The sequence below is a fragment of the Promicromonospora sp. NPDC057488 genome, assembly GCF_042802395.1.
In the GTDB taxonomy this organism is placed as follows: domain Bacteria; phylum Actinomycetota; class Actinomycetes; order Actinomycetales; family Cellulomonadaceae; genus Promicromonospora.
The window spans coordinates 1-13,073 of sequence record NZ_JBHVEG010000049.1 but is presented as its reverse complement, the minus strand read 5'-3'; the positions used below and the strand labels follow the sequence as shown (position 1 = coordinate 13,073).

Here is a 13,073-nt window from a genome sequence, read left to right as displayed (position 1 = left end):
CATGGCAGCACAGGAGCAGGCAGGACGTGAGCTGGCAGGACGGCTGGGCCCGCTCGGGGTGTGGAGCATGGGGCTGCGGTCCGCGGACCGGCCCGAGGCGCAGGACGCCGCCGCCGAGCTGGACGAGCTCGGGCTGCGCACCCTGTGGATCCCAGGGCTCGACGGCAGGGGTGCACTCGACGACGCCGGGCACCTCCTGCGGGCGGCGCCGCACAGCACGGTGACCCTCGGCGTCCTGGGCATCTGGGGCACCCCGGCCGGGGAGGTCGCCCGGGAGGTGGCCCGGCTCGACGGGCTGCACGGGCCCCGGACCGTCGTGGGGCTCGGCATCAGCGACCCCCGGTCGGCCCGCAGCCACGGGCAGCGGTTCGGCAGCCCGGTGGACTCCATGACCCGGTACCTCGACGACCTGGACGCGGCGCCCGCCCCGGTACCGGCGGAGCGGCGCCTGCTCGGCGCGCTCGGACCCCGCATGGCCGCGCTCGGGGCGGCGCGCACCGCGGGTACCCACCCGTTCCTGGTCCCGCCGCGCTACACGGCGGACCTCCGGGCGACGCTCGGGCCGGACCCGCTCGTCGCCCCGCACCAGGCGGTCGTCCTCGACACCGACCCGGACCGCGCGCGGGCCACCGCCCGGGCCGGCGTGGGCATGTTCGTCGGCCTGCCCGCCTACCGGAACAACCTGCGGCGCCTCGGCTTCGGCGACGACGACCTCGTGCCCGGCGGGAGCGACCGGCTCGTCGACTCGCTCGTCGCGTGGGGCGACCTCGACGCGATCCGGGAGCGGCTGCGGGAGCACCTCGACGCCGGGGCCGACCACGTCGCCGTCCACGTCCTCGGCTCGGCGGACCTGCCGATGCCGGCCTGGCGCGAGCTGGCGACGCTCGCGCCGTCGCTCGCCGACGCCTGACCCACCGACCAGCAGTACCCACACCAACAGCAGCACCACGACCAGCACGACTACCGAAAGAAGAAGGCACCATGGGACAGCTCCAGAACAAGACCGCCCTGGTCACCGGCGGGACGACCGGCATCGGCCTGGCCACCGCCCGCAGGTTCGCGGCGGAGGGAGCGCACGTGTTCGTCACCGGCCGCCGGCAGGCCGAGCTCGACGCCGCGGTGACGGAGCTCGGCGAGAACGCCACCGGCATCCGCGGCGACGTGGCCGACCTCGACGACCTCGACCGGGTCTTCGCGGCGGTCGCGGCCCGCGGCAGGGGGCTCGACGTCCTGTTCGTCAACGCCGGCGGCGGGCGGTTCGCCACCCTCGCGGAGCTGACGCCGGCGGGCTTCGACGAGACGTTCGGCGTCAACGTCCGCGGCACGGTGTTCACGGTGCAGAAGGCCCTGCCCGTGCTGAACGACGGCGCCTCCGTCGTGATCACCGGCTCGACCGCGGCTAGCAAGGGGGCGGCGTCGTTCGGCGTCTACTCGGCGACCAAGGCCGCCCTGCGCTCCTTCACCCGCACCTGGGCCGGGGAGCTCGCCGACCGCAACATCCGGGTGAACGCGATCGCCCCCGGACCCACCGAGACGCCGGGCCTGGCCGGCCTCGCGCCCGAGCCCGCCCAGGCCCCGGGCCTCCTGACGGCGCTGGCCGGCAACGTCCCGCTGGGCCGGCTCGGCAGGCCCGAGGAGATCGCGAGCGCGGTGCTGTTCCTGGCGAGCGACCAGAGCACGTTCATCACCGGCACCGAGCTCTTCGTCGACGGCGGAGAGGTGCAGCTCTGAGGCAGTGAACCGGCGGCCCTGGCCCTCCCGCGCGGAGGGCCGGGGTCGCGGTGCGTACGGCAGGTGCGCCGGGTCGCGGTGCACGCACTCCGCTAGCCGGTGCCAGCACCGGCTAGCCGAACAGCGGGGTGCCCCGCCGCCACACCTGGCGGATGTTGAGGGTGTCGGAGATGCGGGTCGTGGGGTCGCCGTCGACGAGCAGGAGGTCGGCGCGCAGCGACTCGCAGATCCGCCCGCGGTCGGTGAGGCCGAACCGTCGTGCCGGCGTGGAGGTGGCGGCGCGGAGCGCTTCCAGCGGGGTGAGTCCGGCACGGACGAGGAGCTGCAGCTCGTGGTGGACGCTGGCGCCGTGCGCCATGCCGCCGAACGCCGGGAGGGGGAACGACACGTCGGTGCCGACGAGGAGGTCGACGCCCGCGTCGTGGAGCGCCTTGACCGAGGCGAGGACGTCCTCCAGGCTCCCCTGCGGATACCGGTCGTAGCTGCTGCGCAGGGTCGCGGTCCATGCCTCGTCGAGCCGCGAGCTCACTCGCGGGTCCGCCGCGAGCTCCGTCGCCGGGATCCCCATCATCGACGCGTTCAGGACCACGCAGGGAACGACGAAGGCGCCCGAGCCGGCGACGGACCGGACGATCTCCGGCGTGTGCGGCCGGTCCATGAAGAGGTGCACCAGGCCGTCGATGCCACCGGCGATCGCCGACACGGTCGCATCGACCGTGAGGGTGTGGGCCACGGTCAGCAGGCCGCGCCGGTGCGCCTCCGCGACGCCGGCCGCGATCGTCGCGTCGCTGAGCAGCGGGAGCCCCGGGGCCCCTTCGACCGTACCGTCGTCGATCATGAACTTGATGTAGTCGGAGCCCGTCGCCTCCAGCCGCGGGACGAAGGCGGCGGCCTCCTCCGGCGTGGTCGAGAACGGCATCACGACGTCGGCCCAGGGGGAGGCGCCGCCCTCGTCCTCCCCGCTCTCCCACGGAGCCCCGTCGTCGTGCCCGTCGCCATCGTGCCCGGCGTCGTCGTGCCCGCCGTCGCCCATCAGCTCGCTCGGGTGGCCGCCCGGGGGTGTGATGCCGAATCCCGCGGACCGGACGTCGGCGACCCGGTCGTCGTCCGTCACGTGCGCCCGGTTGGGCCGCGTGAACATGCCCTGCATCTCCAGCTCGGTCGTGACGCCGAAGGTGAGGGCGAGCCCGAGCGCCTCGACCGACGTGTGCACGTGGGCGTCGACGAGCCCGGGCAGCAGGGTCGCCCCGGCGGCGTCCACAACGTCGGAACCGTCGGGCACCGCACCGCCGACCGAGCGGATCCGGGTCCCCTCGAGCACCACCACCCCCGCGTCGATCACCTCCTCGCCGTCGAACACCCGCGCGCCGACGATCGCAGTCCTGGCCATCTCGTCCTCCTCGTTCGTTGTGACAGGAAGGACGCTAGCACGTATTTCCGTAGTCACTACAGAATTCGAGTCACACCAGAATTGGTCTCGGTACGCGCCGCAGGCTAGGATCGCTCGCATGGCAGCCGGAACCGGACTTCGTGCGCGCAAGCGCGCACAGACCCGCCACGCCCTGCACGAGTCGGCCGTCGAGCTGTTCCTGGAACGGGGATTCGACGACGTGACCGTCGCCGAGATCGCCGAGGACGCCAACGTGGCTCTGACCACGCTGTTCACCTACTACCCGGACGGGAAGGTCGCCCTGGTCTTCGAGCAGGACGAGGACCGCGCCGCCGCCCTCCGCGATGCGGTCCGGGATCGTGGCGAGGGGACCGATCCGCTCAGCGCAGTCGAGGCGTTCATGGCCAGCAGGCTGCCGTTCGAGGCCGACGATCCTGGGCGCGGCAAGCTCCTCGAGCTGATCTTCTCGACCCCGCAGCTGCGCGCCCACGTCCGCAAGAAGTGGACCGACTGCGAGGACGCCCTGATCGAGGTGCTCACCGAGGAGGGCCGCGCACCCGCGGACCCAGGCGTGCGGGCCCTGGCCCGCCTCGTGCTCGAGAGCCCCGACATCGCGGCCCGCGAGAGCGCGCCGGGCGAGGCCCTGGCGATGATCTTCGCGAACCTTCGGCGCGGCTGGCGGTACGACTAGGACGCGCTGCGGGCGTCAGCGGCGGAGCGCGCGCTCGAGCCCGTCGCCCCTCCTGCGCCCTGGGCCTCTGCGCCCAGGACCTCTGCGGCCACCTCGAGGAAGGCGTCGGCCCGCGCGTCCGACCCGGGGCGGGAGACCGCGACCACCTGGACGGGCTCCACCCCGGCGATCGGGACCGTGGCCAGGCCGGGCCAGAGAGCGATCCGGCGGTCCCCCTCCGAGAGGACCGCCACCGCCTCACCGGCGGCGACCATCCCCAGCTTGTCCTCGAACGTCTCGACCATCGCGGGAGCGAGCGGAACGGGCACGGCGGCGCCGCCGTCCTCCAGCCGCCAGAACGACGTCCAGGTCGCGTCGGTCGCTCCGCACGACACCCGGGCCTCGCCGTCCAGCTCGCCCGGCGTCAGGCTCGCGCGCCCGGCGAACGGGTGGGTGGTCGAGACCGCGAGAACCCGGCGCTCGCGGTGCAGGGGGACCACGCGCAGCCCCTCGGCGGGCAGCGGGAGCCGGGCGATCAGCGCGTCGACCGTGCGGTCGCGCAGCGCCTCCACGGCATTCATTTCATCCAGGTACCGGGTGCGGACCACCGTGCCCGGTAGGCGCGCGCGCAACAACCGGGCCACCTCCCCGACGTCGCTGTCGCCCACGTACCCGAGGGTGAACGTCCGTGCGGCGCTCGCCTCCCGGGCCGCGGAGGCCGCCCTCCGGGCCTGTACCAGCAGGGCGCGCGCGTGCGGCAGGAACGCGGCCCCCGCCTCGGTCAGCACGCTGCCGCGCGGCGTGCGGTCCAGCAGCCGCGCCCCGAGCTGGTGCTCCAGCCGCTGGATCTGACGACTCAGCGAGGGCTGCGCGAGGTGGAGTGCGTCCGCGGCGCGGCCGAAGCCGGCGTGCTCGGCCACGGCGACGAAGTACCGGATCAGCCGCAGGTCCAGGTCCAGGGCGGGGTCCAGCCCCAGGTCCGGGCCGGATGCGTGCCCGGCGTCCGTCCGCTCGTCCGACGAGATCTCCTCGACCGTCATGATGTCAGTCTATGACATGCATTCCGGCTATGGCCGGTTGCGGAACAGGTCTTGGACCGCAGGTCGGGCACGGCCGTTGACTGGAGCCATGAACGAGTACGCAGACAAGAAGATCGTCATCACCGGCGGCAGCACCGGGTTCGGCCTGGAGACGGCGCGGCTGCTGACCGCCCGCGGCGCGCGGGTGCTGATCACCGGCCGGGACCAGGGCGCCCTCGACGCGGCGCAGGCCGAGCTCGGCGACCGCGCGATCGCGGTGCGCAGCGACGCCTCGTCCCTCGCGGACATCGACGCGCTGGCCGACCGGGTGCGCGCCGAGTACGGCACCGTCGACGGGCTCTTCGCCAACGCCGGAATCAACGGCTTCGCGCCCTTCGAGGCCACGCCGGAGGGCATGTTCGACGAGCTGTTCGCCATCAACACCAAGGGCCCGTACTTCACCGCGCAGAAGCTCGCGCCGCTGATCGCGCCGGGCGGCGGCGTGGTGCTGACCACCTCCGTCGCCAACGCGCTCGGCCTGCCGATGCTGAGCACCTACGGGGCTACCAAGGCCGCCGTGCGCTCGTTCGCGCGGAGCCTGGCCCGCGAGCTGCTGGCCCGCGGCATCCGGGTCAACGCCGTGAGCCCCGGACCGATCGACTCCGGCATCCTGGCCAAGTCCATGCCCGCGGAGGCGGTCGAGCAGACCAAGGCCCAGATGGCGGCGGAGAACCCCATGGGGCGCCTCGGCACGGTGAGCGAGATCGCCCGGGCGGTGACGTTCCTGCTGTTCGAGGCCACCTACACCACGGGAGCTGAGCTGGTGGTCGACGGCGGCGGGTCCCAGCTCTAGGACGTCCGGCGGGCAGGACGGCGACAGCGAGGCGGTCTGGCGGACGACACATAGGATCGATCGGGTGGCCGCCAGACCACCTGCCCGACAGGAGACAGCACGATGACCATGGACGCCCGATACGAAGCTCTCCGGACCGCGCTCGAACAGGACCCCGACCGCGACGTCACCGTGCGCGAAGGGGCGCTCGTGGTCCATCAGACGGCGTTCGCGTTCCTCGCCGGCAGCTCGCTGGCGGTCCGCCTGCCCGCCGACCGCGCGGCCGACCTGATCAAGCGCGAGATCGCGGAGCTCCTCAGGCACGACCCCGGTGCCGACTGGGTGACGATCTCGGACCCGGAGGACTGGCCCGAGCTCGCCGCCGAGGCCCACGAGCTCGCCAGCGGCCACCAGCCCGGCAACAGGTCGTGACCCAGGACCGCTGACCGGCGGCTGCCCCAGGAGAAACGCCACTCCGTCGTGGTAGTCGACCTACAACGGGCAGAGCAGTACGTTTCCCCCATGAGCAGTGACAGCGACGCGCCTCGGAACGAGGGCGGCGAGAAGGCCGATCGCATGGACCGCCTCCGGGCTCTGCTGAACAAGCCCATCAAGATCCCGGAGTCGGCCTCGACCGGCACCGAGGACGCCGACTACGCCGCAGCCGTGGCGGCCGCAGCGACACCACAGGGGGCCAGCACAACGATGACACCTGAGGCAAAGACGCCCAAGGGCGCCAAGGCACCGGTCGAGACCCCGCCCGCGGTCAAGGCGGCGGCCGAGGCGCTCGACCGCCTGACCGACCAGGAGAAGGACGCCGTCGTGGAGGGCTCCGGCGCCGGGCGGACCAAGTCGCGCCGCACCTGGGCCGACGCCTACCTCGCCAAGCCCGACAAGCCGCTGACCCCCGAGGAGGTCCGCGCCGACCTCATGGTCTCGCTCAAGGAGCAGGGCGCCGAGCTGCGGGAGCTCGTCGCCAAGCGGGGCGTCGCGCAGGAGAAGGCGCAGGCGACGGCGCTGGACGAGGTCCGGGCGGAGGTGCGCGAGCGGGCCGAGGAGCAGGCGGCCGCGCAGACCGCCGCCACCGCGCAGGCCGTGACCTCCGCGCAGGAGGAGGCGAGCCGGCTCCAGGGCCACGTCGACGAGCTCACCGCGACCACCGGCACCCTCCGCTCCGACCTGGACGCGGCCCGTGCCGCGGCGGACTCGGCGACGTCGGCCGCCAAGGAGGCCACGGCCGCGGCGTCGGCGGCCCGGGAGGTCGCGGACGCCGCGACGAAGAGGGCGGCGACGGCCACCACGTTCGCCTACGTCGGCATCGCGCTGGCCGTGGTGGCCGCGGTGCTCGGGTTCGTGGTCTGATCAGCAGCTAGCGGGGATCGTCGAGGTCGGTGCCGGCGCGCAGCACGAAGCGCCGGTGCCGAGGCTCCTGGCGGTGCCCGCCGTAGTACGTCGGCTCCTCCAGGACCGGCGCGTAGGTGACCCGGGGGCCGGTGAACAGCTCGTCCAGCAGCGCGGCGAACGCCGCGTCGACCGGCGAGGACACCGGCTGCGCGACGGGCCGGCCGAGCGCCTGACCTTCCGTGGATTCGTACATGTGTTCGAGTATATCCGCCGCCCGGACTGGAGTCCATCGAATGCGTTGGCCATCGCTGAAGGGCCGCCGTTACGGTCGGCGGATGATCCTCAGCCACGACTCCACGGGTTCCGGCCCGGCCGTCCTGCTCCTGCACGCCGGCGTCGCCGACTCCCGCATGTGGGACCCGCAGCGGGCTCCCCTGGCCCAGCACCACCGCGTCGTGCGCTGCGACCTGCGTGGCTACGGCGACACCCCGCTGACCAGCGCGCGCTTCGACAACGCGGGCGACGTCAAGGCCCTGCTCGACTCGCTCGGCGAGCGCCCCGTCGCGGTCGTGGCGGCGTCGGCGGGCGGCAAGGTCGCCCTCCAGGTGGCCTCGCACTGGCCCGCCCTCGTCTCGCACCTCGTGCTGATCAACTCGGCCTTCTCCCTGCCGCCCACCCGGTCGCTCCAGCGGTTCGCGCGGCGCGAGGACGCGCTCCTGGAGGCCGGCGACGTCGACGGCGCCACCGAGCTGAACGTGGCGACCTGGCTGGGGCCCGACGCGGACGACGACGCCCGCGAGCTGGTGCGCACCATGCAGCGCCGAGCGTTCGACGTCCAGCTCGCGGCGGGCGACGACATCAACCAGGAGCCCGGCCCCCAGATCGACCTGGCGGCGATCACGGCGCGCACGCTGGTCGTCTCGGGCGGCCAGGACCTCGACCACTTCCGCGCCATCGCGAACCACCTGGCGGGGCAGATCCCCGACGCGCGGCACACCCAGCTCGGCTGGGCGGGCCACCTGCCGAACCTGGAGCGTCCCGACGAGATCACGAAGCTGATCAGCGAGTTCCTGGACGAGCCGCGCGGCTGAGCTCGCGAGCCGCGCTCAGGTAGCCGCGCGTGACGCGGTCCTGGACGCGGTGGGCGGCCGGCGGGACGATCCGCGAGCCCCAGAAGTCGTGCCGCGCGACGGCGTGGATCTCGAAGACGAGGCCCTCCCTAGCGCGCCGCACGCGGAAGGACTCCACGCCCGTCTCCGGGTGGTGCGGCAGCGTCGCATAGGTGAACCCGGCCTCGTCGGGCTCCCGGACGACGTCGACCACGCGGCACGGGGCGGTGAACCACAGCGGCCCCACGTGCACGGCCTGCACCACGGTCACGCCGACGTCGGCCGGCCCGGTCGGGGCGATCGTCAGCCCGGCCCCGCGGTGCACGGCCCAGCCGAACAGGGCGTCGGCGGTCGCCGTCAAGGACGCGCCCGGCGCCAGGTCCACCCGCTCGCGCAGCACGCGGGCGCGCGGCGGCGGCGCGGCCAGCCAGCCGACGTCGGCCACGGGCCGGGCGGCCAGGGAACGGTCCAGGACGCGGGCGAGGTCGGGGCGGGTGAGCTGCACACCAGCACCGTACCCGCAGGTCGCGGTGCGCCCCGTGTACCTTTCACACCCATGGCGACCGACCACGACCCCCGCGCCCTCGACGTCCCCGCGGGCGGTGTCCCCCGGCACGCCTCCGCCAAGGAGCGCAAGGCCCGCGGCCTGGGGCCCTTCCTGTCCGACCTCAAGGCCGAGGTCCGCAGCCAGCTCTCCCGGGCCGAGGTCCCGGGGCGTGTCCCGCAGGCGGCGGGGCCGGGCCCGGCCGGGCCGGACGCACCGATCGGGGCGGTGCCGGACGCCGCCTACGCGCAGACCGCCGAGCCCTACCCCGCCCAGCCCTTCACGCAGCCGGCCGACGACGACGCCGCCGCACTGGTCGCGGCCGCGCTGGCCACGGCCGACCACGCGGGAGCCGAGGCCGCGGCCGCCCGGGACGAGGCCGCCGCCGCCCGGGACGACGCCGGTGCCGCCCGCGCCGACGCGGCCTCGGCGCGCGCGGAGGCCGCGAGCGCCCTGGCCACCGTGGCGCGCTCCGACGCGCAGCTCACGGCCGCCCGGGCCGAGATCGAGGCGGCGCACCGGGAGTTCGAGACGTTGCGGGCCGAATTCGACGCCGCGCAGGAGAACAGCCGGCGGAACATCCTGATCGCGTGGGTCGGCGCGGGTGTTGCGACGGTGCTCGCCGTGGTGGCGCTGGTGCTGGGGTTCGTCTGAGCACTGGGGGTTCGGCCGCGCGTTCCGGTTCGTAACAGTCGCCGCACTGGTTCGTAACGGTCGGTCGGAACCCGTCCGAAGCGGACCGATTAGTTTTCAACCGTCCCGTCGTCCACCCTTCATGACAGAGACCCTTGTCGACGTACCGGGTGCGTTGCTGTGCGCCGAGACCTTCGGCAACCCGGCCGACCCGGCCATCCTCCTGATCGGCGGCATCGCGGGCGCCATGGACTGGTGGCACGCGGACTTCTGCCAGGCCCTGGCCGACGGCGGCCTGCCCGGCGGCGCTCCCGAGAGCACATCCGACAGCGCCGCCGCCCGTGCCCGGCGCAGCGCGAACGGCGGCCGGTTCGTCGTCCGCTACGACCACCGCGACACGGGACGCTCCCGGACCGACCCGCCCGGGGCGCCGTCGTACACCGGGGACGACCTGGCCCTGGACCCGGTACGGCTGCTGGACGCGCTGGGGATCGGGCAGGCGCACCTGGCCGGGGTGTCGATGGGCGGCGGCATCGCGCAGCAGACGGCGATCGAGCACCGGCGCCGGGTCGCGTCGCTCACGCTGATCTCCACGAGCCCGGTCACGAAGGTGCCGGGTGCGCCGCAGCTGCCCGGCCCGACCGCGGAGGCGCGGGCGCAGTTCCACGACCCGCCGCCGGATCCCGACTGGGGCGACCCGGAGGCCGTCGTCCGCTACCTGGTGGCGGGCGAGCGGGCCTTCGCCGGGCCGGGGTACGACGAGCTGGCGGCGCTGGCCACGGCCCGGCGGGTGGTGCGGCGGTCGATCGACCCGGCGGCCGCGGCCAACCACTACCTGGTCGAGAGCCGTCCGGTGCGGGGCTCGCTCGCCGACATCGCGGTGCCCACGCTGGTGCTGCACGGCGACGCGGACCCGCTGTTCCCGCCGGAGCACGGCGCGGCGCTCGCCGCGGCGATCGAGGGCGCGCGGCTCGTGCTGCTGCCCGGGGTGGGGCACCAGTACCCGCCGCGCGCCGCGTGGGACGTGGTGGTCCCGGAGATCCGCGCGATCAGCGCGCCGGCCTGACGGGCCGGGGCACCTCGAACCGCACCGGCAGCTCACGCGCCACCGACGACCAGAGCGTGCCGGCCGAGCGCAGCGACTCGGGCGGCACGGTGAGCGCCACCCCGCCGAGGCGGCGCAGCGCGGTGTCCACGGCGATCTGCGCGATCACCGTGGCCGGGCGGCGCGCCGGACAGGCGTGCGGGCCGGCGCCCCACGTGAGGTAGGAGAGGTTGCCCGACTCCATCCAGATGTCGTCCTCGCCCCCGCGGGACTCGGCGCTCGCGCCGAGGATGCCGGGGACCACGGCGTCGCCCGCGGCGATCGCCCGGTCACCGAGCGTGGTGTCGGCCAGGGCGAAGCGGGGCGCGGCGTTCGGTGCGGGCGGCGTCGAGCCGAGCACGGCCTCCAGCGTGTCGGACGCCGAGAGCCGGCCGCCCGAGCGGCCGTCGAACCGCGAGTCGGTGAGCCGCATGCGGAGCGCCTGCGTGATCCAGCCGACCTCGAACTCGCTGCCCAGGATGAGGGTCGCCGACACGGCGCTCTGCGCGTCCAGGTCGGTGGGCGCGCTGGGGTGGCGCAGGATCGCGGAGGTCAGGTCGTCGGACGGCGCCTTGCGGCGCTCGGCGATCAGGTCCGAGATGAGGGCGCGCTGCGCGTTGAGCGACTCGATGCCCGCCGCGCCCCGGGCCTGGAAGACGCGGCGCGAGTGCCCGAGCATCGCGCGGGCCTGGTCCGGGTCGAGGCCGAACATCGTGGACATGACCAGCAGCGGGACGGCCCGCGCGTAGTCGCTGACGAGGTCGGCCTCACCCTGGGCCAGCACGCGGTCCAGCGCCAGGCCGCACCAGTACTCCACCGTGGACTTCAGGCGGTGCTCGTCGACGCTCTCGAACGCGTCGTCGACCAGCCGGCGCAGGTGGCGGTGGCGGGCGCCGTCGACGTAGTAGATGCCGTCGCGCGGCGCGAGCACGCCGCCGATGCCGCTGTCGGCGCGGACGGTGCCGTCCGTGAACAGGCCCCAGTTGCGCGCGTCGCGCGAGAACAGGCCCTCGTTGCGCAGCACCGTGACCAGCTCCCGGTGCCCCAGCACGAGCCAGGCGGGCACGCCGGGCTCCAGGAGCACGGGCGCGACGTTGCCCCAGCGGGCGCGCAGCCCTTCGTACACCTTGGCGGGATCGGAACCGCTCGTGGTCTCGCTCAGCGGCGTGAGGTCGGTCAGGCCCGCCAGGTCGGTCAGGCGCTCCGACTGGGCGGTCGTCGTGACTGTCATGGCTCCCCGGTTCTGGGCGCGACAAGAGGCGCGCGCCACGCCTTTTAGCCGGAATTTACCTCATGTCCGATGTGCGGTAATACATCGGCCCTGGTCCGAGCCGTTATCCTCGGGCCATGCAGCGGACCATCGCCGTGATCGGCGGCGGCGCCGCCGGCGTCATCCTCTCGGCCCACCTCCTGCGTGCGGCCGCGCCCCTCGGGCCCGGACGGTCCGTACGGGTCGTGCTGGTCGATCCCGCGGAGACACCCGGCCGCGGCCTCCCCTACCGGACCACCGACCCCCGGCACACCCTCAACGCCGTGGTCGCGCGCCTCAGCGCGTTCGACGACGACCCCGAGCACCTAATGCGCTGGTGCGCGAGCGCCGGCGTGCCCGCGGAGCCGGGCACGTTCCTGCAGCGCGCCGACTTCGGGCGGTACCTCACCGAGCTGCTCGGATCGGTCCCGGTGCCCGCGGGGTCCGAGGTGCGGCACGTGCGGGGCACGGTGGTGGACGTCACGGAGGTCGGGGGCGGCGCTGGGGTCGGCGGCGACGCCGCGGACGCGCCCGGCGTCCTGCTCACCCTGGCCGACGGCGGCACCCTGCGCGCCGATGCCGCCGTCCTCGCGCTCGGCACCCCGCCGCCGGTACGGCTGCCGGAGTACGAGCCGTGGGGCGACCGGTACGTCGCCGACCCGTGGTCGCCGGACCTGGACGACCGGGCCGCCGGAGCGCGCCGGGTCCTGGTCGTGGGCACGGGCCTGACGACGCTCGACGTCGTCGCGCACCTGCACGCCCTGCTGCCCGGGGCGACGTTCACCGCCGTCTCCCGGGGCGGCGTCCTGCCCGCGGCGCACGCCGAGGACCCGCTGCCGCCCGCCGTCGAGGTCGACCTCGGCCGGCCGGCGGGCACGCCCCCTGGCACGCTCGCGGGCACCGTCGACCAGGTGCGGCAGCACGTCGCGGACGAGCGCGCGGCGGGGCGCGACTGGCGCGCGGTGATCGACGCCGTCCGCCCGCAGGTCAACCCGGCCTGGGCCCGGCTCACGCCCGAGGAGCAGGCGACGTTCCAGCGCGCGCACGCGCGCTCGTGGGAGAACGTGCGGCACCGGATGTCGCACGCGATGCGCAGCCACGTCGACCAGCTCCTCGCCGACGGCGTGCTCACCCTGGGCACCGTGGACGAGGTCCGGGGTGCCGGCTGGGACACCTCGGCGTTCGACCTGGTCGTGGGCGCGACGGGGCTGCCGGCGTTGACCTCCCCGGGCTGGAACCCGCTGGTGGACGCGCTGCTGGCGCGCGGCCTCGTGCGGGCCCACCGCCTCGGCACCGGCCTCGACCTGACCGCCGACGCCGCCCTGGTCGACGCCGCCGGCGTCGGGCACCCGCGGCTGCGCGCCATGGGGCTGGCGCGGCGCGGCCTGGAGTGGGAGTGCACGTCGGTGCCGGACCTGCGGCGGCAGGCCGCGCAGCTCGCCGACGACCTCCTGGGCTAGGCGGCGCG

15 protein-coding genes are annotated in these 13,073 nt (G+C 74.8%); 10 read left to right on the top strand and 5 right to left on the bottom strand.

The features are described 5' to 3' along the window. Position 1: 1 nt before the first annotated feature. Positions 2-910, top strand: coding sequence for a TIGR03620 family F420-dependent LLM class oxidoreductase (locus ACFU5G_RS12540; RefSeq protein ID WP_377244534.1), 909 nt, complete (start codon positions 2-4; stop codon positions 908-910). A 71-nt stretch (positions 911-981) separates the two neighbouring features. Next, positions 982-1,731 carry a glucose 1-dehydrogenase gene (locus ACFU5G_RS12535; RefSeq protein ID WP_377244531.1) on the top strand — a complete coding sequence of 250 codons (750 nt, stop codon included), beginning with the start codon at positions 982-984 and terminating at the stop codon, positions 1,729-1,731. A gap of 112 nt (positions 1,732-1,843) precedes the next feature. On the opposite strand, the gene ACFU5G_RS12530 is transcribed toward ACFU5G_RS12535, so the two are convergent. Then, positions 1,844-3,121 carry an amidohydrolase family protein gene (locus ACFU5G_RS12530; protein WP_377244529.1) on the bottom strand — a complete coding sequence of 426 codons (1,278 nt, stop codon included), beginning with the start codon at positions 3,119-3,121 and terminating at the stop codon, positions 1,844-1,846. Between the two features lie 118 nt (positions 3,122-3,239). Between ACFU5G_RS12530 and ACFU5G_RS12525 the strand changes: the two genes are divergently transcribed. Then, a complete protein-coding gene (locus ACFU5G_RS12525; RefSeq protein WP_377244526.1) occupies positions 3,240-3,812 on the top strand; it encodes a TetR/AcrR family transcriptional regulator in 573 nt (190 codons plus the stop codon). Here ACFU5G_RS12525 and ACFU5G_RS12520 read toward each other — a convergent pair. Next, positions 3,809-4,831, bottom strand: coding sequence for a LysR family transcriptional regulator (locus ACFU5G_RS12520; protein WP_377244523.1), 1,023 nt, complete (start codon positions 4,829-4,831; stop codon positions 3,809-3,811). The genes ACFU5G_RS12525 and ACFU5G_RS12520 overlap by 4 nt on opposite strands. 88 nt (positions 4,832-4,919) lie before the next feature. Between ACFU5G_RS12520 and ACFU5G_RS12515 the strand changes: the two genes are divergently transcribed. The 3 genes from ACFU5G_RS12515 to ACFU5G_RS12505 all read left to right on the top strand — a co-directional run bounded on the left by ACFU5G_RS12515 (position 4,920) and on the right by ACFU5G_RS12505 (position 7,004). Continuing rightward, the gene (locus ACFU5G_RS12515; RefSeq protein ID WP_377244520.1) at positions 4,920-5,663 is read left to right on the top strand and encodes an SDR family oxidoreductase; all 744 of its coding nucleotides are present in this window, start codon (positions 4,920-4,922) and stop codon (positions 5,661-5,663) included. Between the two features lie 102 nt (positions 5,664-5,765). After that, a complete protein-coding gene (locus ACFU5G_RS12510; protein ID WP_377244517.1) occupies positions 5,766-6,074 on the top strand; it encodes a hypothetical protein in 309 nt (102 codons plus the stop codon). Between the two features lie 90 nt (positions 6,075-6,164). After that, the gene (locus tag ACFU5G_RS12505) at positions 6,165-7,004 is read left to right on the top strand and encodes a hypothetical protein (RefSeq protein WP_377244514.1); all 840 of its coding nucleotides are present in this window, start codon (positions 6,165-6,167) and stop codon (positions 7,002-7,004) included. Between the two features lie 7 nt (positions 7,005-7,011). Here ACFU5G_RS12505 and ACFU5G_RS12500 read toward each other — a convergent pair whose 3' ends face one another. Next, positions 7,012-7,239 (bottom strand): hypothetical protein, encoded by a 228-nt coding sequence (locus ACFU5G_RS12500; protein ID WP_377244511.1) that lies wholly within the window; start codon positions 7,237-7,239, stop codon positions 7,012-7,014. Between the two features lie 82 nt (positions 7,240-7,321). Between ACFU5G_RS12500 and ACFU5G_RS12495 the strand changes: the two genes are divergently transcribed. Then, on the top strand, positions 7,322-8,077 hold the full coding sequence (locus ACFU5G_RS12495) for an alpha/beta fold hydrolase (protein WP_377244508.1): 756 nt from the start codon (positions 7,322-7,324) through the stop codon (positions 8,075-8,077). Here ACFU5G_RS12495 and ACFU5G_RS12490 read toward each other — a convergent pair. Then, complete coding sequence (locus ACFU5G_RS12490; protein ID WP_377244505.1) at positions 8,046-8,600, bottom strand: DUF1990 family protein; 555 nt, start codon at positions 8,598-8,600, stop codon at positions 8,046-8,048. The genes ACFU5G_RS12495 and ACFU5G_RS12490 overlap by 32 nt on opposite strands. A 51-nt stretch (positions 8,601-8,651) precedes the next feature. On the opposite strand from ACFU5G_RS12490, the gene ACFU5G_RS12485 reads away from it, so the two are divergent. Both ACFU5G_RS12485 and ACFU5G_RS12480 read left to right on the top strand, forming a co-directional pair. Further along, complete coding sequence (locus ACFU5G_RS12485) at positions 8,652-9,293, top strand: hypothetical protein (protein WP_377244502.1); 642 nt, start codon at positions 8,652-8,654, stop codon at positions 9,291-9,293. 121 nt (positions 9,294-9,414) lie between these two features. After that, positions 9,415-10,338: an alpha/beta fold hydrolase gene (locus ACFU5G_RS12480; protein WP_377244499.1), complete on the top strand. Its 924-nt coding sequence runs from the start codon at positions 9,415-9,417 to the stop codon at positions 10,336-10,338. Here ACFU5G_RS12480 and ACFU5G_RS12475 read toward each other — a convergent pair. Next, on the bottom strand, positions 10,322-11,587 hold the full coding sequence (locus tag ACFU5G_RS12475) for a hypothetical protein (RefSeq protein WP_377244496.1): 1,266 nt from the start codon (positions 11,585-11,587) through the stop codon (positions 10,322-10,324). The two genes, ACFU5G_RS12480 and ACFU5G_RS12475, sit on opposite strands and share 17 nt — an antisense overlap. A gap of 116 nt (positions 11,588-11,703) precedes the next feature. Here ACFU5G_RS12475 and ACFU5G_RS12470 point away from each other — a divergent pair, with 116 nt between their 5' ends. Further along, positions 11,704-13,065 carry an FAD/NAD(P)-binding protein gene (locus ACFU5G_RS12470; RefSeq protein WP_377244493.1) on the top strand — a complete coding sequence of 454 codons (1,362 nt, stop codon included), beginning with the start codon at positions 11,704-11,706 and terminating at the stop codon, positions 13,063-13,065. Positions 13,066-13,073 lie beyond the last annotated feature (8 nt).

Excerpts from the sequence above, each read along its gene's own strand:
- ACFU5G_RS12505 (WP_377244514.1), top strand. The coding sequence starts at position 6,165 with ATGAGCAGTGACAGCGACGCGCCTCGGAACGAGGGCGGCGAGAAGGCC.
- ACFU5G_RS12525 (WP_377244526.1), top strand. The coding sequence starts at position 3,240 with ATGGCAGCCGGAACCGGACTTCGTGCGCGCAAGCGCGCACAGACCCGC.
- ACFU5G_RS12520 (WP_377244523.1), bottom strand. The coding sequence starts at position 4,831 with ATGACGGTCGAGGAGATCTCGTCGGACGAGCGGACGGACGCCGGGCAC.
- ACFU5G_RS12480 (WP_377244499.1), top strand. The coding sequence starts at position 9,415 with ATGACAGAGACCCTTGTCGACGTACCGGGTGCGTTGCTGTGCGCCGAG.
- ACFU5G_RS12495 (WP_377244508.1), top strand. The coding sequence starts at position 7,322 with ATGATCCTCAGCCACGACTCCACGGGTTCCGGCCCGGCCGTCCTGCTC.
- ACFU5G_RS12510 (WP_377244517.1), top strand. The coding sequence starts at position 5,766 with ATGACCATGGACGCCCGATACGAAGCTCTCCGGACCGCGCTCGAACAG.
- ACFU5G_RS12540 (WP_377244534.1), top strand. The coding sequence starts at position 2 with ATGGCAGCACAGGAGCAGGCAGGACGTGAGCTGGCAGGACGGCTGGGC.
- ACFU5G_RS12470 (WP_377244493.1), top strand. The coding sequence starts at position 11,704 with ATGCAGCGGACCATCGCCGTGATCGGCGGCGGCGCCGCCGGCGTCATC.
- ACFU5G_RS12485 (WP_377244502.1), top strand. The coding sequence starts at position 8,652 with ATGGCGACCGACCACGACCCCCGCGCCCTCGACGTCCCCGCGGGCGGT.
- ACFU5G_RS12535 (WP_377244531.1), top strand. The coding sequence starts at position 982 with ATGGGACAGCTCCAGAACAAGACCGCCCTGGTCACCGGCGGGACGACC.
- ACFU5G_RS12500 (WP_377244511.1), bottom strand. The coding sequence starts at position 7,239 with ATGTACGAATCCACGGAAGGTCAGGCGCTCGGCCGGCCCGTCGCGCAG.
- ACFU5G_RS12475 (WP_377244496.1), bottom strand. The coding sequence starts at position 11,587 with ATGACAGTCACGACGACCGCCCAGTCGGAGCGCCTGACCGACCTGGCG.
- ACFU5G_RS12515 (WP_377244520.1), top strand. The coding sequence starts at position 4,920 with ATGAACGAGTACGCAGACAAGAAGATCGTCATCACCGGCGGCAGCACC.
- ACFU5G_RS12530 (WP_377244529.1), bottom strand. The coding sequence starts at position 3,121 with ATGGCCAGGACTGCGATCGTCGGCGCGCGGGTGTTCGACGGCGAGGAG.